The sequence below is a fragment of the Peribacillus sp. B2I2 genome, from assembly GCF_041261685.1.
Classification (GTDB): domain Bacteria; phylum Bacillota; class Bacilli; order Bacillales; family DSM-1321; genus Peribacillus.
Genome location: NZ_JBGCCB010000001.1, coordinates 4,046,908 through 4,065,106 on the forward strand (window position 1 = coordinate 4,046,908; position 18,199 = coordinate 4,065,106).

The 18,199-nt window shown below is 42.9% G+C and carries 17 protein-coding genes and 1 pseudogene; 6 read left to right on the forward strand and 12 right to left on the reverse strand.

Going from position 1 to position 18,199, the window contains the following annotated elements:
- Positions 1-4: 4 nt before the first annotated feature.
- Entirely contained in the window at positions 5-3,364 is a 3,360-nt protein-coding gene (gene dnaE, locus ABIE66_RS19990) for a DNA polymerase III subunit alpha (protein WP_370016036.1), read from the reverse strand.
- Between the two features lie 182 nt (positions 3,365-3,546).
- Between dnaE and ytrH the strand changes: the two genes are divergently transcribed.
- Positions 3,547-3,882, forward strand: a complete 336-nt coding sequence (ytrH, locus tag ABIE66_RS19995; protein WP_076364742.1) for a sporulation membrane protein YtrH — start codon at positions 3,547-3,549, stop codon at positions 3,880-3,882.
- Positions 3,879-4,382: a sporulation membrane protein YtrI gene (ytrI, locus tag ABIE66_RS20000; RefSeq protein WP_370016037.1), complete on the forward strand. Its 504-nt coding sequence runs from the start codon at positions 3,879-3,881 to the stop codon at positions 4,380-4,382. Before ytrH ends, ytrI begins: the two co-directional genes overlap by 4 nt.
- A 99-nt stretch (positions 4,383-4,481) precedes the next feature.
- Here the strand turns inward: ytrI and ABIE66_RS20005 are convergent, their stop codons facing one another.
- Complete coding sequence (locus tag ABIE66_RS20005) at positions 4,482-5,420, reverse strand: DHH family phosphoesterase (protein WP_370016038.1); 939 nt, start codon at positions 5,418-5,420, stop codon at positions 4,482-4,484.
- Positions 5,421-5,588: 168 nt separating this feature from the next.
- Between ABIE66_RS20005 and ABIE66_RS20010 the strand changes: the two genes are divergently transcribed.
- Positions 5,589-5,891 (forward strand): YtpI family protein, encoded by a 303-nt coding sequence (locus tag ABIE66_RS20010; RefSeq protein ID WP_289315371.1) that lies wholly within the window; start codon positions 5,589-5,591, stop codon positions 5,889-5,891.
- 30 nt (positions 5,892-5,921) lie between these two features.
- On the opposite strand, the gene ABIE66_RS20015 is transcribed toward ABIE66_RS20010, so the two are convergent.
- The 3 genes from ABIE66_RS20015 to ABIE66_RS20025 all read right to left on the reverse strand — a co-directional run bounded on the left by ABIE66_RS20015 (position 5,922) and on the right by ABIE66_RS20025 (position 8,419).
- Entirely contained in the window at positions 5,922-7,241 is a 1,320-nt protein-coding gene (locus ABIE66_RS20015) for a DRTGG domain-containing protein (RefSeq protein WP_370016039.1), read from the reverse strand.
- Positions 7,242-7,301: 60 nt separating this feature from the next.
- Positions 7,302-7,559 (reverse strand): hypothetical protein, encoded by a 258-nt coding sequence (locus tag ABIE66_RS20020; protein WP_353957742.1) that lies wholly within the window; start codon positions 7,557-7,559, stop codon positions 7,302-7,304.
- A 179-nt stretch (positions 7,560-7,738) separates the two neighbouring features.
- Complete coding sequence (locus ABIE66_RS20025) at positions 7,739-8,419, reverse strand: metal-dependent hydrolase (protein ID WP_289326008.1); 681 nt, start codon at positions 8,417-8,419, stop codon at positions 7,739-7,741.
- 114 nt (positions 8,420-8,533) lie between these two features.
- Here ABIE66_RS20025 and ABIE66_RS20030 point away from each other — a divergent pair, with 114 nt between their 5' ends.
- A complete protein-coding gene (locus tag ABIE66_RS20030) occupies positions 8,534-9,631 on the forward strand; it encodes a M24 family metallopeptidase (RefSeq protein WP_370016040.1) in 1,098 nt (365 codons plus the stop codon).
- A gap of 146 nt (positions 9,632-9,777) precedes the next feature.
- On the opposite strand, the gene ABIE66_RS20035 is transcribed toward ABIE66_RS20030, so the two are convergent.
- Positions 9,778-10,287 carry a hypothetical protein gene (locus ABIE66_RS20035; RefSeq protein ID WP_370016041.1) on the reverse strand — a complete coding sequence of 170 codons (510 nt, stop codon included), beginning with the start codon at positions 10,285-10,287 and terminating at the stop codon, positions 9,778-9,780.
- A 248-nt stretch (positions 10,288-10,535) separates the two neighbouring features.
- Between ABIE66_RS20035 and ABIE66_RS20040 the strand changes: the two genes are divergently transcribed.
- Complete coding sequence (locus ABIE66_RS20040; RefSeq protein WP_370016042.1) at positions 10,536-10,988, forward strand: universal stress protein; 453 nt, start codon at positions 10,536-10,538, stop codon at positions 10,986-10,988.
- A gap of 47 nt (positions 10,989-11,035) precedes the next feature.
- Here ABIE66_RS20040 and argH read toward each other — a convergent pair whose 3' ends face one another.
- A complete protein-coding gene (gene argH, locus ABIE66_RS20045) occupies positions 11,036-12,415 on the reverse strand; it encodes an argininosuccinate lyase (RefSeq protein WP_289326011.1) in 1,380 nt (459 codons plus the stop codon).
- Positions 12,412-13,617 carry an argininosuccinate synthase gene (locus tag ABIE66_RS20050; protein ID WP_370016043.1) on the reverse strand — a complete coding sequence of 402 codons (1,206 nt, stop codon included), beginning with the start codon at positions 13,615-13,617 and terminating at the stop codon, positions 12,412-12,414. Before ABIE66_RS20050 ends, argH begins: the two co-directional genes overlap by 4 nt.
- Positions 13,618-13,829: 212 nt before the next feature.
- Here ABIE66_RS20050 and ABIE66_RS20055 point away from each other — a divergent pair, with 212 nt between their 5' ends.
- A complete protein-coding gene (locus tag ABIE66_RS20055; protein WP_370016044.1) occupies positions 13,830-14,144 on the forward strand; it encodes a hypothetical protein in 315 nt (104 codons plus the stop codon).
- A 58-nt stretch (positions 14,145-14,202) separates the two neighbouring features.
- On the opposite strand, the gene ABIE66_RS20060 is transcribed toward ABIE66_RS20055, so the two are convergent.
- The 4 genes and pseudogenes from ABIE66_RS20060 to ABIE66_RS20075 form a co-directional block, all read right to left on the reverse strand.
- Positions 14,203-14,715, reverse strand: coding sequence for a MogA/MoaB family molybdenum cofactor biosynthesis protein (locus ABIE66_RS20060; RefSeq protein WP_289315362.1), 513 nt, complete (start codon positions 14,713-14,715; stop codon positions 14,203-14,205).
- Positions 14,715-15,554, reverse strand: coding sequence for an EcsC family protein (locus ABIE66_RS20065; RefSeq protein WP_370016045.1), 840 nt, complete (start codon positions 15,552-15,554; stop codon positions 14,715-14,717). The genes ABIE66_RS20060 and ABIE66_RS20065 overlap by 1 nt, the downstream gene beginning before the upstream one ends.
- 238 nt (positions 15,555-15,792) lie before the next feature.
- Positions 15,793-16,996, reverse strand: a pseudogene (locus ABIE66_RS20070) (acetate kinase).
- 180 nt (positions 16,997-17,176) lie between these two features.
- Complete coding sequence (locus ABIE66_RS20075; RefSeq protein ID WP_289326016.1) at positions 17,177-18,163, reverse strand: class I SAM-dependent methyltransferase; 987 nt, start codon at positions 18,161-18,163, stop codon at positions 17,177-17,179.
- Positions 18,164-18,199 lie beyond the last annotated feature (36 nt).

Genomic DNA, 18,199 nt, shown 5'->3' on the forward strand with positions numbered 1-18,199 from the left:
ACAGTTATTCTCTCTTGTAAACCACATTCCCTTTTCCAACCATGTCAAATAGTGCCTGCATCAGACTATCTGTAGGATTGACCCAATCCCAATAAGATAGCTGTACATAGCGGTTTTCCCTCTCGTAAAAAAGCATCACCTTGGTTTCACCGCTATGCTGCATTAAAATTTTTTTTATTTTTTGCAGTGTTTCCTTCGTTTGCTTGCCAGCCTCAATTTTCAGGAATATCGTTCCGTTTTTTTCCTCTTTCATCTGCTTCACTTTTTCAAGCGGGTATACGTTCTTGATCAGGAGTTGTGTTTTTCCATCCCGTTCTTCCAATGTCCCTTGCAGCATAACGAGTTGTCCATTATTCAAGTCGGCAGAGTGGTTTTTATAAACATTGGGAAAAACGACTGCTTCAATGTCTCCCTCTTCATCACTAACGCTCAAAAAAGCCATCACATCGCCCTTTTTTGTCCTTATGGTTTTAACCGACGTAATGTATGCGCCAAGTAAGACTTTCGATTCCTTTTTATTGGTTGCTTCGTCTATGGTCAAACATCCGAAGTACTGAAAAAGTTCCCTGTAGCTGGTCACCGGATGATTCGATAGGTAAAGCCCCAAGGCGCTTTTTTCCAATGAGAGTTTATGCTCGATGGGAATAGGCTCGACCTTGTTGTATTTCGGTTTGAGTGAAAATTCGCCGTCCGAAAACATATCGAATAGATCATCATCTGGATTAACCAATTCCGTATGGCTGATCGCTACGTCCAAACTCGCCAACAATGTTGCCCGGTCTTCACCGAATTCATCAAATGCACCTGAATGCACAAGCGCCTCCAACACTTTTCTATTTACGATTTTTCCTGAAACGCGTAAACAGAAATCGAATAAATCAGCGAACTTCTTTTGCCGTCTGGCAGCAAAGATTTCTTTTAAAACCGTACCGCCTATTCCCTTTATGGCCCCAAGGCTAAAACGGATCCCTTCCTTTTCCGGTAAAAACGGGTATCCGCTCCGGTTAATCGAGGGTGTCAAAACCGTTATCCCTTTCTTTTTTGCCTCACGGATATATTGGGAAATCTTTTCATCATTCCCGACGACCGACGTCATGAGTGCTGCCATGAAATATTCCGGATGGTGGGTTTTCAAGTAACCCAGCTGATAAGCGATGACACTATACGCCACCGCATGGCTTCGGTTGAATCCATAGTTAGCGAAGCGGACGATCAAGGAATAAATCTCATCTGCCGTTCTTTCGGAATACCCTTGTTTCAACGAGCCGCTCACAAAATGCTGCCGCTCCTGATCCAGCACATCCTTCTTCTTCTTCGAAACGGCACGGCGGAGCAGGTCAGCCTCGCCAAGTGAAAATCCGGCTAGGCGGGAAGCAATTTGCATGATTTGTTCTTGATAAACGATGACTCCGTATGTAGGCTCAAGAATATCCTTCAAATCCTGGTGCAGGTAATCGATGGGGGCCAGTCCATGTTTCCGCTCGATGAACAGCGGTATATTTTCCATCGGACCTGGACGATATAGGGCATTGACCGCAACGATATCCTCGAATCGGTTCGGTTTCAGCTTGATCAAAACCTTTCGGATGCCATCTGATTCAAATTGAAACACGCCAGTTGTTTCACCTCTACCTAAAAGGGCTAACGTCTCGGGGTCATCCATTGGGATATGGGACAGGTCCAGCTTTTTCCCGGTTCCTTTATGGATGTTCTTTAAGATATTATCGATGAGCGTCAAATTACGGAGTCCAAGAAAATCCATTTTAAGCAGTCCCAGTTCTTCGAGGAGGTCCATTGGGTATTGAGTCAGATGGATACCGTCATGTCCTCCCTGAATCGGGATATGCTCGGTGAGTGCCTGATCGCTGATGACGACGCCTGCCGCATGTGTCGAAGCATGTCGGGGCAGCCCTTCAAGCAATAACGCCGTTTGAAAAAGTTTTTGATTAAGGTCACTCTCATTAACGAACTCCCTCAGCCTTTTCGATTCCTTGTATGCTTCAGGAAGCGTGATGCCCAGACGGCCTGGAATCATTTTCGATACCGCTTCCTGTTCCTTTGAATTCAAGCCGAAAACACGTCCTGTATCCCTTAAGGCAGCTTTGGCAGCTAATGTTCCGAACGTAATGATTTGTGCTACATGAAGTTCCCCGTATTTCTTCGCGACATAGGCAATCACTTCTTCACGGCGGTTATCCGGAAAATCAATGTCTATATCCGGCATCGAGACACGTTCAGGATTCAGGAAACGCTCGAACAGCAAGGAATGTTCGATTGGATCGACATCCGTTATCGACAAAACATAAGCGACCATCGATCCGGCGGCCGATCCCCTTCCAGGACCAGTCAGGATTTGATGGTCCTTAGCGAATTTCATGAAATCCCAAACGATTAAAAAGTAATCGCTGAATTTCATCTTGGCAATGACATCCAATTCATACCGAAGGCGCTCTTCATATTGAATGGATGGCTCCGGCATTCTTTTCTTCAACCCTTGGAAACAGACGGCTTCGAGCATTTCCTCTGCAGTTATTCCCTCTTCAGTAGGATACTTAGGCAGCAGTGATCGATGAAACGGAATTTCCAGATTGCATTGCGCGGCTATATGAAGTGTATTTTCGAGTGCATCAGGTCTGTCATGGAATAGTTCAGCTATCTGAGCCCGGCTTTTCAAATAAAATTGATTGGATTCAAGAACCGTATGCGCCTCATCCGCCAGCTTGTCTCCATTTCCTATTGCCAGAAGGACTTCTTGAGCGAGTGCATCGCTTTCGTTCAAATAATAGACCGGATTCGTAGCGACAATCTTTATCTCTAAATCTCTCGCCAACTGGCTAATGGCTTCGTTACCTTTCTCCTCATCCGTAATCGAAAGTCTCTGTATGGATACGAAAAAGTTATCATGACCAAAAATCTGCAGGAAACGCCCTGCTGCCAGTTTGGCTTCTTCAGGATTTTCTTCTCTCAAAAGTGTTTCTATTTGCCCCTCAGCACCCGGTGTGATTGCAATCAAGCCACTGGAATAGGCTTTAAGCCAGTTCATTGGAATGCCTGACGGGGATTTCGTTTTTATGGCACTGCTTATTTTAAGCAGGTTTTGATATCCTTGCAGGTTTTTTGCCAATAAAAGAAGGCCATGTGCCGATTCCTGTTCATCAAGGACATCTGCAAGGATGCCGATGATTGGCTTTATTCCCTGTCTCTTGCATTCTTTATAAAAATAGACCGAACCGTACATAACATTTCGATCGGTTAAGGCAAGACTTTTACAGCCATCCTCTTTCGCTTTGGCCACAAGTTCAGTGATTTTAACCGTACTTGTCAGCAAGCTGTATCCGCTCTGAATATGGAGATGAGTATACACGTTTTTTCTCCCACCTTTGTAAGGCATGTTTCTTTTCATTATAGTGTTTATTTCAAAAAAAGAAAATATGTTCTCATTACCAATGCAATTTAACATCCTGATTTCCGCCGACTATCATAATACCTCTGCACTTCCCATATAAATGGAATAGAAGAATATCAAGCAAAAAAGGATGATGATATATGAATGAAGCCTTTGTTCCAGCCTTTCTCAACAGCTTTTTCATATCGCTTGGCGTTTTGCTTGGCGGTTCGATAATCGGGGGCCTCGCCGCTTTTTTTACTGGACAAGCCCCGATGACGACTGTGTTCCGGCTATCGGACAGCCTGCGTATATGGGCGATTGTCGCTGCCATCGGGGGTACCTTTGATATGGTCTATAATTTCGAACGCGGTATTTTCCACGGAGAAACGAAGGATATAGTCAAGCAAGTCCTTTTGATTCTATCTGCACTTGGCGGAGCACAGACAGGAGCACTGATCATAAACTGGTTTACGCAGGAGCATATATCATCATGAGGATTCCCCCCTATCACCGGGCACCCACCTGGCAGCGTTTTTTTGCCGGAGCTGCGCTTGGCGGACTGATTAGCTGGGTGATGTTCTTTTATATGCATGGGGTCCAGCAAGAGAAGCAGATCAGAACCATTCACGAACAAAGAGAAGAGATCAAAGATTTAAACGGGGAAATCGCAATTTGGGAGCAGGATTATAAAAAATTGAACCAGCAAAACGAAGAGATCTTAACGATTCAAGAAGTCGAAGTGAAGATAACGAATGGAAAAACATACAGTCTCGATCAGTTGAGTATTGCTGAAGCGGAGGATGTGATAGAGGACGACCTTTCCTCTCTTCTCGCCAAAGATGTCGTCAGTGTATATAACGGAAAGATGCTATTGATAAAATCCATCGAAAATAAAAAACTGATCATCAATAAAAAGCGTTATGATCTTGAAGTCGTTGAAATCATGTTTTATACGAAAATGAACATAGAAATCAAAGTAAAGAGAAATTCGTGATAAAACGATTTCTGACAATCCTAAATTACGCAAAGATAAAAGACCAAATCACTTTGATTTGGTCTTCAAGTCATTTCAACAAAAATCGTATAACATACTCTAATTCACTTTATTCAACTCTTCCAAATCGGCAAGGATATTATCCACTTCATCCCAAGAAAAGATCGAAGCCCCTGCTGCAAGCGGATGGCCACCGCCGTTATATTTACGGGCAATCGTATTGATGATTGGCCCTTTAGAACGGAAACGGACTCGGATTTCTTTATCCTCTTCAATGAAAAAGACCCACGACTTAACATTTTTAATTGAACCGAGCGAGGAAACGAGCTGAGATGCCTCAGATGTCGAAGCATTGAATTTTTCAAGAATATCTTTTGTGATGATCATTTTCCCCGTACCGTATGGTAGGATTTCAAAATGCTGCAGCACATAGCCATTCAACCGGACAATGCTTTCATTGACGTCATACATCTCCTGATATAACTGCGGGCGGGAGAATGAATAGTGAATCAATTCACTGACATAGGCAAATGTCTTTTCAGTCGTACTTTGGAATAGGAAACGACCTGTATCGCCAACGATGCCTGCATATAGAAGACGTGCCGCTTCATCACTCATCTTCAAGCCTTGTTCTTTACCGAACTGGTAAAAGTCATAAATCATTTCACTTGCGGAACTTGCTGATGTATCGACCCAGCGCATATCCCCATATGGATCTTCATTAGGATGATGGTCAATCTTAATCAGTTTATCCCCCGTCTTATAACGCGCATCACAAATCCGGTCCGTATTTGCCGTATCACAAACGATGACCAATGCACCTTGATATGTTTCATCCGAAATCACATCGAGCCTTCTTAAATAATTCAATGACGGTTCTTCTTTCCCAACCGTAAAAATGCGCTTTTCAGGGAAAGATGCCTTCAGGATTTCCGCCAATCCACCCTGTGAACCATAAGCATCCGGATCTGGACGGACATGACGATGGAGAATGATAGTATCATAACGCTTTATATCTGCTAAAATTTCAGCTTTCATATTGATCTCTCCTCAACATATGTATTATCGAGCCTAATAAAGATGATATATTTCATTTAATCAAAAAATTGCGGAAATAGGAAGAGTCATCTTGTTTACTGTGGCATTCTCTTTCATTTCCCGCTACAATAAAAAGGTACATATGTTAAATTGGGGGAATTTTAAACGATGCCTATTCTTGTCACCTTGATCGTTCTATCACTAGGGGTCTATCTGTTTTATAAAATTAAAATGGTCCGAACCAAAATGCCGATGGAGAAAAAGTGGATTTCAGGGAAGTCTTCCATTGCCCTTGGAGCGTTTGTCGCACTATTCGGAATCAATCAGCTTTTTCTATTCCACACGACCACTACTTATATCATTTCTGCCGTTTTCATCTCCGTTGGCCTATTCAGCATTTGGGGAGGCTATAAAATGTATAGATTTTACCTGCCGCATGCAATTGAAGAAGCCGCAAATCAAAAAGGATAATCGAATTTCGATTATCCTTTTTGATTTTTTTCATGATCTATCAAGCAATTGGCAAGTTAACATCGCCTTGCCGACTAGTTTGCCTTGGTTAAACACCTCGACATCCACTTTTCCGAATTTACGTCCTACATCAAGGACACGCGGATGGATTTCAAGCGTACTGTCAATCTGGACTGGCTTGATGAAATAAATCGTCATATTTTCCACGACCAAGTCACCGCGCTTATAGCTTCGGAGTGCCCTGTTCGCTGAGTCCGTAACCAATGTCGTGAACACACCGCTTGAAATGGTTCCAAGGTAATTGGTCATCTGCGGAGTGACGCCATAGTTATACACTTCCTCGCCCTTGCCACGATTTGAAGTCATCACAAGCTGACTCGTGATCGTATCGTCGATCGTTTCGCCGACCTGAGGCTGCCTTTGACTCATTTGCAGGGCCTTCAGCACATCCTGCCTGCTCACGATTCCCTTCAGGATATGACTGTCATTCACCACAGGAATCAACTCAATGCCTTCCCAAACCATCATATGTGCAGAAGATGCAACACTCATTTTATCGCCTACGGTCATCGGGTTTTTCGTCATCACCTTATCAATGAGCGTCAACTCTTCCTGACCCATGATATCTTTTGATGTGACCATTCCTTGAACCTTCATATTGTCATCGACAACAGGGAAACGGCTATGCCCGGATTCCTGGTTCAGTTCATGCCAAGTCTGGACCCGGTCACCCACTGTTAAAAAGGTCGTTTCCTGTACGGGTGTCAAAATATCCTCCACGAGCAAGATCTCCTTTTTGATCAATTGGTCATAGATCGCCCGATTGATCATCGTTGCGACGGTAAAGGTATCGTAACTCGTTGAAATGACTGGCATCTCCAACTCATCGGCTAACCTTTTAACGGGCTCTTCCGTATCGAATCCCCCGGTAATCAGCACCGCTGCACCCGCTTTTAACGCGTTCTCATGGGCCTGGGTACGGTTCCCGACGATCAGCAGATTGCCTGCACCCGTATATCTCATCATGGCATCCAGCTTCATCGCCCCGATGACGAATTTATTTAATGTCTTATGAAGTCCCGTTTTCCCACCAAGAACTTGTCCGTCGACGATATTAACTACCTCTGCGAAAGTGAGCTTTTCAATATTCTCTTTTTTCTTTTTCTCAATACGAATCGTGCCTACCCGCTCAATCGAGCTTACGTAGCCCTGGTTCTCCGCCTCTTTAATTGCCCTATATGCCGTACCTTCACTAACATTCAATGCTTTCGCAATTTGACGGACGGAAATCTTCTCGCCAACAGGGAGCCCATCGATATGTTTTAATATTTGTTCATGCTTTGTAGCCAAGCGCTTCACCCTTTTCACGGTATTCCTATTCCCCATTATAAGGTCAAAGAGCCTAGTTTATCAAACTACTACTAGTATTGGCGCAACCTTTTGTATTCCGGCAGGCGATTTACCTTTTGTTTTTTCGGGGAATATAGTATCCCCGTCAAGTTGCCAGCCACCGCCAACAAGGCAAACAACAGCCAGGACCCAGCAAACAGACTCTCCAGACCGCCACTTTCCAACGACAAGCGCGGCACGGCATAATACAGCATCACACCGCATAAAAGCAAACACAGTAATAACCTCTGTTTCATCCAATCCCCCCTTTTTTCTCATCTATTCATTTTATGCCTGTGAAAGGAAAAAAGACTTGGCTGCTGAACGAGACTTTACTTTCCTATTGCTGGGAATCATCTGCGTAGAAGGCAAATGCTAAAGGGAAATCCGTCATTTCAGTCGGCTATCCCCATACAATCCACATAAAAAACGGAAGCCCCTGCAGGCTCCCGCTCTTATTAAAATTCTATTTCATCTCCGGCTTCCATGATCAGTCCATTTCCCTCTTCAAGCAGGTCGATGAATTTGTTAGGATCCTGTTTGATGACAGGGAAAGTATTGTAATGAATCGGCACGACTTGTTTGGCTTGAAGGAATTTCGCTGCAAGTGCGGCATCTTCCGGCCCCATGGTGTAATTGTCGCCGATTGGCAAAAATGCCAAGTCAATCGGATGTCGCTCCCCGATCAGTTTCATATCGGAATATACAGATGTATCCCCCGCATGATAGATCGTTTTCCCTTCTATCGTAAGCAACACGCCAGCAGGCATTCCCAAATAAACGATTTGTCCATCCCCGTTAACGAATCCCGTTCCATGGAAAGCAGGCGTCAATTTCACTTTTCCAAATTCAAATTCAAAAGCTCCGCCGATGCTCATCCCGTGAGTCCTAATCCCTTGAGCACCCAGGTAGTCGGCAATCTCTGCTATGCCAATGACAAGTGCATCATGCCTCTTGGCCAATTCAACCGTGTCACCGACGTGGTCATTATGACCATGCGTTAAGATGATCACATCCGGTTTCACATCTTCCACCTTCAAATCGGTCAAAGCGTTTCCAGTAATGAACGGATCGAATAAAATCGTTTTACCATTCGTTTCGACTTTTACAACTGCATGTCCATGAAAAGATACTTTCATTTTTGATGCTCCCTTCCCTTACTCACTTTTTAAATGGCCTTATCAGGCATTTCCCATTTACTATACTTATAAATATTGCTAAGGTAATTATATCTTATTAATGGAGGTATCGTCATGAATGAACGTTTGAGAGAACTACAAAATTGGCTACAGGCCAATGAAACGGAAGCCGCTTTACTTACATCTACAGAGAGCATCTTCTATTTGAGCGGTTTTTTTAGTGATCCTCACGAAAGACTGCTAGCACTTGCCATTTTTGCAAATGCCGACCCAATCCTTGTCTGCCCGCAGATGGAAGTTCCGGATGCTAAACAGGCTGGATGGGCTGGAGATATCATCGGTTACACCGATATTGAAAATCCATGGGAAAAAGTTAAGCAAGCAGTGGGGAATCGCGGGTTAAGCATTAATACAATGGCCATTGAAAAAGAGCATATGAATGTAGAACGCTATGAAAAGGTCCAACAATACTTCGGAGCACCAAAGCTCGTTTCCGCAGAAGAAAAACTTCAAAGGATGCGAATGATCAAATCGGAAGATGAAATGGTCAAAATCCGTGAAGCTTGCCGCCTTGCCGACTTTGCGATTGAAGTGGGTGTCAGCGAAATTCATGAAGGTAAAACGGAAATGGAAATCCTTGCAGCGATAGAATTCGAATTGAAAAAGGCCGGAGTCAGCCAAATGTCTTTCTCCACCATGGTCCTGACCGGTAAAAATGGCGCTTCCCCACATGGCACACCTGGGAATACGAAAGTTCAGCGCGGTGACCTTGTCCTTTTTGACCTGGGCGTCGTTCATGAAGGATACTGCTCTGACATCACTAGAACGGTCGCTTACGGAGATATCAATGATAAACAGGCAGAAATATATGAAACTGTACTTAAGGCACAAGAAGCTGCCGTTAGAGCCAGTAAACCTGGTGTATCCTGTTCCGAGATAGACTTGACTGCCAGAAACATCATCAGGGATAAAGGATATGGTGAATTCTTCCCGCACAGGCTCGGCCACGGACTTGGGATCAGCGTCCATGAATACCCATCCTTGACTGAAACGAATTCCCTCAAGCTTCAATCCGGAATGGTTTATACGATCGAACCGGGCATATATGTTCCGAATGTTGCAGGCGTCAGGATTGAAGATGATCTATTGATCACCGATACTGGCTGTGAGATTTTGACCAAATTCCCGAAGAGCCTGCAAATCATAAAGTGATCACGCATTTACCCATTTTATGTAACGAAACCCGGATACCCCCGCCTTCATTTAAGACGGGGGTATTTATTCAAAATTCATTTCAACTAATCTGTCCGCAGTTCAAGCTTCACTGCTTTATCACTGCCGTCAAACCAAATGACCAGTCATTCACTATCCATTCTTATGATTCCCCTCTCGGCACCAAGATAAAAAACAACATTATCTTTCTCTTTAAAATATTCCGTTTCTGTTGGGGGCCCTAAAAGCGTGGTCACTTCTTCTTTTGTCTTGCCTATCAATTCATGATCATTCATTAAGTCATCAACCAGATATACTCTTCCTTCATCATCATTCAACCATCTTTCAGTGGTGAACCTTGATTCATATTCATTTACCCCTAACATAACCACACTATAAAATAGAAGAGAAAAGCCAAGGCTTGATAGGACTATAAATCTAATTTTGATTTTCCTTTTATTATGCTGATCGGTATATTTCCATGAAATCCATTGAAAAAATAGTAAAAGAACAAATGGAAGCAGCAGTGCTGATATACTCATTAAACTGATCGAAGCATGTACAGCATTGATGTAAAAAATATAAATGAAATAGATCAAAGCATACAAAAGTACGTACAAATATAATGCATAGTTTAATATTCTTGAAACACTCAAAGAAAAAAACTCCCCTCTCGCACTAAAGATAACCATAAATGAAGAAATAAGGTGAATAAGATGCGTGTTTCGGTTCATGCAATGATTGTACTTATCTTTTCATCATAATAATAAGGTTGGAATCAGTTTTTTTCATTTTACGATTTCAGAATCATTGGCTAAAACATTCGCTAATTTGTTACAATTGAAATCAGATCCATTAGGTAAATCATTGTATAATAGGAATTAAATAGAAGGAGGAGATTCACTTGAATAGTATAGATTATAAAAATATTCTTGTAGCAGTGGACGGTTCGGAAGAAGCAGAGTGGGCCTTAAAAAAGGCAATCTATTTAGCAAAACTCAGTGACGCTACCCTTGTGCTCACACATATCGTGGATACAAGGAATTTCCCCACTGTCGAAGCTTATGATATGACTATCCGTGATCACTCTGAAACCTTTGCCAATGAGCTATTGGACAAGTATAAAACGGAAGCCATTGCATCGGGGATTGCAAAGGTCCAAACAGAAGTTGCATATGGTTCTCCTAAAGTTCAAATTCCAAGGGATTTAGCGAAAAAACATTCTATCGATTTAATTGTTTGCGGTGCAACAGGCCTTAACGCAGTCGAACGTTTCCTTATCGGCAGCGTGTCGGAAGGCATCGTTCGCCATTCAAACTGTGATGTAATGGTCGTGCGTACGAATTGTAAAAAATAATCATAAAAAAAGCTCGTTCGCCAAATTGGTGAACGAGCTTTTTATGATTATTCACTTACAAGTTTTTCCGCTTTTTCAATCGCGAGCAACACTTGGGCAAAACCTGTACCGCCCGCACTGTTACGGCGTTTAACGGCTTCGTATGGGTTTAATGCATCGTAAATATCTTGTTCAAACAACTCGGAAGCTTCCTGGAATTGTTCAATGCTTAGGTCCACTAAATAGCAGCCCTTCTGGACACAGAACAATACAAGTTTCCCGACCACTTCGTGCGCCTTACGGAAAGGCATTCCCTTTGAAGCTAGGTAATCAGCTAATTCCGTCGCATTCGAGAAATCATTTCTTGTTGCTTTTTCCATGACGTCCGTTTTCACTTTCATTGTCGAAATCATGCCGGCAAATATTTTAAGTGAACCAACAATGGTCTTAACCGTATCAAAAACGCCTTCTTTATCTTCTTGCATATCTTTGTTATAAGCAAGCGGCAGTCCTTTCAAAACAGTCAATAACCCCGTTAAATTACCATAAACCCGTCCTGTTTTACCACGGATCAATTCCGCCATATCAGGGTTTTTCTTTTGCGGCATGATGCTGCTTCCCGTTGAAAACGCATCATCCAATTCAACGAATTGGAATTCCTGGCTTGACCAAAGGATGATTTCTTCGCTGAAACGGGATAAATGCATCATCATCGTCGCACTGTTGCTCATGAATTCAATGGCAAAGTCACGATCACTTACCGCATCAAGGCTGTTTTCGTAAATTCCGTCAAACCCCAATAGCTCGGCACTGAGCGCACGGTCAATCGGGAAAGTCGTCCCAGCTAATGCCCCAGCACCCAATGGAGAAACATTGATCCTTTTGAAACTCTCGGTGAAGCGCTGCTTATCACGCTCAAGCATCCAAAAATAAGCCATTAAATGGTGGGCAAATGAAATGGGCTGTGCACGCTGCAAATGCGTATAACCTGGAATTAGCGTTTCCACATTTTTCTTGGATTGTCCCAAAATCGCTATTTGCAGGTCATTGATGAGTTCCAGAATCACTTTCGTTTGATTCCGCATATAAAGATGAAGATCGGTTGCAACTTGGTCATTACGACTTCTTCCTGTATGAAGCTTTCCGCCAACTGGACCGATTTCGCTTATGAGCATACTTTCCAGGTTAAGATGGATATCTTCCATCTCAACCTTAAAAGTCAATTCACCCTTCTCAGCTTTTCCCTGTAAACTTTTCAGACCTGCAATGATCTGATCCGCATCTTCTTCAGGTAAAATGCTGCATTGCTTTAACATGGTTACATGAGCTAAACTCCCTTGAATATCTTCAAGCACAAGTTCCTGGTCAAAGGAAATGGAAGCTCCAAATTCATCTACCCATTCTTCGGCAGATTTCGTGAATCTTCCTCCCCAAAGCTTGCTGCTCACACTGTCACCTTCTTGCTATTGACCATGCTGTTCACTTTCGTTGGAAGTCCCCATAACTTAATGAAACCAACTGCTGCATCATGATCGAATTCGTCAGCTTTTGTATAGGTAGCCAATTTTTCGTCATATAGGGAGTACTCTGATTTTCTTCCTTCAACAATCGCATGACCTTTGAATAGTTTCACACGGACTGTACCCGTTACATTCACTTGTGTTTCTTTCAGGAAAGCGGCCAATGCTTTTTGAAGCGGGGAGAACCAAAGTCCTTCATATATCAATTCAGTCATTTTCTTCTCGATCACCGGTTTGAAGTGAGCCAATTCTTTTACAAGCGTGATATCTTCAAGTTCCTTATGTGCAGCTATCAATGTCATCGCACCGGGTGCTTCATAGACTTCACGTGATTTGATTCCTACTAATCTATTTTCCACGTGGTCGATACGTCCAACTCCGTGTTTACCGGCAATTTGATTCAGTTCAACAATCAAGTCAGCCAATTTATAGTTTTTGTCATTCAATGTAACCGGCACACCTTGTTCAAAACCAATTTCAATGATATCAGCAGTATCTGGCGCAGTTTCAAGGCTTGCAGTCAAATCATACGCTTCTTCCGGTGGAGCTGCCCATGGATCTTCCAGGATTCCACATTCGTTACTTCTTCCCCAAAGGTTTTGGTCAATCGAGAATGGACTTGCCAAGCCAATCGGAACAGGAATGCCATTTTTCGCTGCATATTCAATCTCCTCTTCACGGGACCATTTCCAGTCACGAACAGGTGCAAGAACTTGTAAGTTAGGATTCAATGCCGAGATGGATACTTCGAAACGCACTTGGTCATTTCCTTTTCCCGTACAACCGTGCGCAACGGCTACCGCGTTTTCCGCTTCAGCCACTTCCACTAATTTCTTAGCGATCAGCGGACGTGATAAAGCTGATACCAAAGGATATTTCCCTTCATACAAAGTATGTGCCTGAAGAGCCGTCAACGCGTATTCATCAGCGAATTCGTCCTTCGCATCAATTACATAAGAACTTACCGCACCGACAGTGATTGCTTTTTCTTTAATGAAGTCCAAATCTTTCCCTTCACCGACATCCAAGCAGCATGCCACAACTTCGTACCCTTGATCTTGTAACCATTTAATTGCAACGGAAGTATCCAAACCTCCGGAATATGCTAAAACAACTTTTTGATTTTTCATTTTCATCGTCCTTTCGTATGAATAAAAATTCATCGTTTGTTATTTTTATTCAATCTATGATTAGTACTTTATCATCTTTATTAAAGGAATACAAGGGGTATTTTAAAGATTTCGCTAAAAAATCCGTTAATATTTTAAGGGAATTCACACATTGGATGCTTCCGCAAGAATATAGTAAACTAGGAGTATAATAATCGAATAATGGAGGGAATATGAAAGAACTATTTACTTATAATGAACGGCTTGGCATCCCCATTCCTGATTTCAACCTGGAGTGGGATGAATATACAAAAGGCGAGCAACAGCAAATACTCGTACATTGGGAGAATATCCGGGGGAGCATCCCCGACCGCATCAAGGAACTGGAATCCACCATTAACCGAAAGCAGTTTCAGCTCTCCGATGAGAGTAATTTCACCAAATCATGCCAGCTCAATTCTGAAATTGCCGAACTGGCTTCCATCATCAATGATTTATGGCTTTGGTATCGTGCCAATCAAGCCGTGAGTGAGAAGATGCATAATTAAGGCCTATTCCATGCAAAAAAAGCCACAGTTTAAAACTGTGGCTTTTCTTGCATCCCTCTTATAAATCCTTCCGAAGTTCACCAACGACATGTCCCAATTCCGGGAGAATCAATTTATTCATTGCAAGCCGAACCGCCCCTGATGAGCCTGGGGTGGAAAAAACCGCTTTGTTGTTCACGACTCCGGCATTAGCCCTGGATAGAATGGCGGCCGACCCGATATCCTCTTGATAGCTGAGCATTCGGAAAATCTCGCCAAAACCGGGAATTTCCTTGGTCATCAATTCTTTGACCGCCTCGATTGTTACATCCCTTTTAGCAATGCCAGTGCCTCCATTTGTTAATATGACATCGACTTTACTGCTTTGGCAGCCAGAAGTGACCGCATCTTGAATCGCTTCCCGCTCATCTTTTACTATTTCATATTCCGTAACTTCATGCCCATTCGTTTTCAATAATTCCATCATCAGTGCTCCGCTTTTATCCGTTTCTTCATTTCGCGTATCGCTAACGGTTATCACCTTGCAGCGAACTGCCTCCGTGATGGCTTTTTTATGATTTTTGACACTCATTATTCATCAGCCTTCTTCTCCTGTAAATACCTATATTGATAGAATTTCTGGGCAAATTCACTGACACTCCGGGTCATTTGATAATTGGACCCAGCCCCGATGGCCATGCTGATGAACGGTATGCCCCGAAACAGTTTTTTTCGAAAGACAGTAATGGATACGGCTTTCAACAGCTGCTTCAGCGGCTGTTCCATCCAGCTTGGATTCGTGAGTTCCTCGATTCCTAAATAAAAATAGTCATCTTCTGCGTTCTGGACTTCCCGAATCAATTCTTCCCAGGCTATTCCTTGGAGTCTCTTTGGCATCGCTCCTGCATTGAATACCTTAAGAGCCATCATCATTTCAAAAGGTGTATTCACCTCAACACCATAAGACATCGCAATCAGCTGTACCGTCCTGACATTGATGACCGTCATGGCCGGAATATCACTCCCTAGCAGGAGAAGGCCTCCTGATCCGCTTATCCCACCTTGTGCAAATGAATATAAGCGATGCTTAGCGATATGCTGGTTGGCTATGTAATTCAACTGATCGATCGATAAGAGATTCAAGTCACTCAGCGTTTCGATATCTTCATTAAACACACGCGCAGATGCTAAAGTCCGCTCTCTTGCATCTATTTGAACTTGTGAGCTCTGAACCATGGCATGCAAATGAAAAAGCCAGGTATCCAGCTTTTCAAAAAACTGTTGTTGGACGTTTTCCGGAAGCAGGGCAAACCCCTGCTCTAACCATTTATCATACAATGCAGCCAGATCCGTTGGCTCATACTGATAAAGATTTTCCTGCCATTCACTAATTTCATTCCAAATTTCCATTTCCCGATTCGTGAATTCCATGCATCAAGCCTCCTATGTACAGAATTGGTGGATTCTCCCTTAAGTATACCATAGAGGACGGCTTTTCAAGAATAGATGATGGGGATCCAGAGTTCAAGAGGATGGGTTTCATGAAAGATATCCATAAAGAAAAGCCATAAGAGGACGGCTATTGGGGTGAAATCATTTGAATCGCCGCATTCATAGAAAATACCCCCTTACCAGAGGATTGATAGGTAAGGAGATCCTAATAAAAAAATCAGGAAGTCATGTTTTCCAAAGCTATTTTCATGGTATCCCTGACAATCATGATTTCTTCATTAGTTGGGATGACCATAACTTTCACGGGGGAATAAGGTGTATTGATGAACGCTTCCTTACCCGAAGTGCGATTGAGATCCTTATCCCAATATACCCCCATGAATTCAAGTCCCTCCAAGATTTTCCCCCTAATGGTTTGACTGTTTTCACCGATGCCCGCTGTAAAAATGATGCCGTCCACACCTCCCATTTTAGCTGAATAGGAGCCTATGTACTTATGAATCCGATCTGCAAACACTTCAAGAGCGAGTTCAGCACGCTCATTGCCTTTATCCGCTTCAACCTGAATATCGCGCAGGTCGCTGGAAAATCCGGAAAGGGCTAGGATTCCGCTTTTCTTATTCAGGACATCCAACACTTCATCTGCTGTTTTTCCCGTCTTCTCCATGATATAAGGAATCAGCGCAGGGTCGATGTTGCCTGAACGCGTTCCCATTGTAACACCCGCCAATGGTGTAAATCCCATTGATGTATCAATCGATTTACCGCCCTTTATGGCAGTAATGCTTGCACCATTCCCTAAATGGCAGGATAACAAGCGAAGCTGTTCTATTGGGCGGCCAATCATTTCGGCAGCCCGCTGCGACACATATTTATGAGAAGTGCCATGAAACCCATACTTCCTTATTCCATAGTTTTCATAATACTCAAAGGGTAAGCTGTACAAATATGAACCCGCTTCCATCGTTTGATGAAAAGCAGTATCGAATACGGCAACCGCAGGAACATCACCAAGTATTTGCCTGAAGGCTTTGATTCCCGTGATATTGGCGGGATTATGAAGGGGTGCCAACTCGGAAAGCTTTTCGATTTCCTTGATTACGTCCTCCGTAATCAAGACGGAGTCACTGAATATCTCACCACCATGCACAACCCGATGCCCTACGCCATCTATCTCTTCAAAGGAGTCAATGATGCGATGGTCAATCAGCTTTTTCAAACAAAAGCCTTACAGCCACATCATGATTGGGTATATGCACCGTTTCAGATACATTTTTTGCTTCGACGCTCAAAGTGAATATGGAATTTTTCAAGCCGATCCGTTCTACAAGACCCTTTGTAATTACGTTTTCACTTGGCATCTCAAAAAGTTGAAACTTCAATGATGAGCTGCCAGCATTAATAGCCATGATTTTTGACATCCATCCTGCTCCTTTACTCTAAGATAGTACTTCCATTGTTCATTCCAACGACCGTGCAGTGTATTGTACAATCTTAGCATGGCAAGTGGATTCAACCAAATATAATGAAAAATGAAAAAAACACTTTTAAAAAAAAAAAAAAAAATGAAAGCCAATGCCTATGGCATCAGCTTTCATTGACTATTTTTCCTCTTTAAACCAGTCATCCATCTGTTGCATGACAGACCTTGTCGCTTCAAAATCCGAAAGCTTCGGAAGTTGTACGAGCAGTGCCTTCTTCGGGGCTTCGATACCCTCTTTTTTCTTTTGAAGGATCAGGATGCTTTTCGCAGCCGCTTCACTTTTAAACATGGAAAGCGGCAGTTGCACCATCCCTTGGATATGTGTATGCTTCTTCAGGAAATCATTGAGTTTCGGCGCTTCCTCCGAGACGAACAAGTTATTCGGGACAATGAAGAATAGGTGTCCGCCATCCTTGACATGTTTAACACTTTGCTCAATAAACAAATGGTGTGCATACGAATGTCCATTATCGGCCTTCAATTCATATTCAGCTGAACGCACATCATTCGGGTAATAACCAATCGGCAAATCACTGACCACAACATCCGAAGGATCGATGAAAAGCGGCTCCAAGCTGTCCTGGTTGAAAAATTGCACCGGATGTTCTTGCAGGTTGGCACCTGCATAAGCAAGCCTGATCAAGGTTTCATCAATCTCGACACCATATGATGCGATGCTTTTATCTGTAAGTTGATTCAAGATCGCAAATAGTAAGTTCCCCGTTCCGATGGCCGGATCGAGCATGACTAACTCTTTTTGATCCTTGGTGAATTTACCGACTAAATAGCTGACGAACATGCCGACTGCATCCGGGGTCATATGATGATTCGGTTGAACACTCTGCTGCATGCCTTTTAAAATAGCAAGCTGGTACGCTTTACGAATTGCTTCCTTCTCATATTTCTCAGGTGAAAAATCTGCATAATGCTTCACTAACCTTTTCTTCGATACTTCACTGATTTCCTCCTGCAGAACTTTCCCTTGGAAGAAATTCTCGCCCGTTTCACCTAGGGCATCCAGATACGTACATGATAGTTCACTTTGCAATATTTGGGCTGTTTCATCAAATTCATAAAATAATTGTTCAACTGGGGTAGACTTCACTTATTTATTCCTCCTGTTTTCTTCTGTCCCTATTTT

What these genes read in the sequence shown, in the direction of transcription:
- ytrH (WP_076364742.1), top strand. Translation starts at nt 3,547, where the DNA reads ATGAATGAAGCCTTTGTTCCAGCCTTTCTCAACAGCTTTTTCATATCG.
- ytrI (WP_370016037.1), top strand. Translation starts at nt 3,879, where the DNA reads ATGAGGATTCCCCCCTATCACCGGGCACCCACCTGGCAGCGTTTTTTT.
- ABIE66_RS20005 (WP_370016038.1), bottom strand. Translation starts at nt 5,420, where the DNA reads ATGAAAGCTGAAATTTTAGCAGATATAAAGCGTTATGATACTATCATT.
- ABIE66_RS20010 (WP_289315371.1), top strand. Translation starts at nt 5,589, where the DNA reads ATGCCTATTCTTGTCACCTTGATCGTTCTATCACTAGGGGTCTATCTG.
- ABIE66_RS20020 (WP_353957742.1), bottom strand. Translation starts at nt 7,559, where the DNA reads ATGAGAAAAAAGGGGGGATTGGATGAAACAGAGGTTATTACTGTGTTT.
- ABIE66_RS20025 (WP_289326008.1), bottom strand. Translation starts at nt 8,419, where the DNA reads ATGAAAGTATCTTTTCATGGACATGCAGTTGTAAAAGTCGAAACGAAT.
- ABIE66_RS20030 (WP_370016040.1), top strand. Translation starts at nt 8,534, where the DNA reads ATGAATGAACGTTTGAGAGAACTACAAAATTGGCTACAGGCCAATGAA.
- ABIE66_RS20050 (WP_370016043.1), bottom strand. Translation starts at nt 13,617, where the DNA reads ATGAAAAATCAAAAAGTTGTTTTAGCATATTCCGGAGGTTTGGATACT.
- ABIE66_RS20055 (WP_370016044.1), top strand. Translation starts at nt 13,830, where the DNA reads ATGAAAGAACTATTTACTTATAATGAACGGCTTGGCATCCCCATTCCT.
- ABIE66_RS20060 (WP_289315362.1), bottom strand. Translation starts at nt 14,715, where the DNA reads ATGAGTGTCAAAAATCATAAAAAAGCCATCACGGAGGCAGTTCGCTGC.
- ABIE66_RS20065 (WP_370016045.1), bottom strand. Translation starts at nt 15,554, where the DNA reads ATGGAATTCACGAATCGGGAAATGGAAATTTGGAATGAAATTAGTGAA.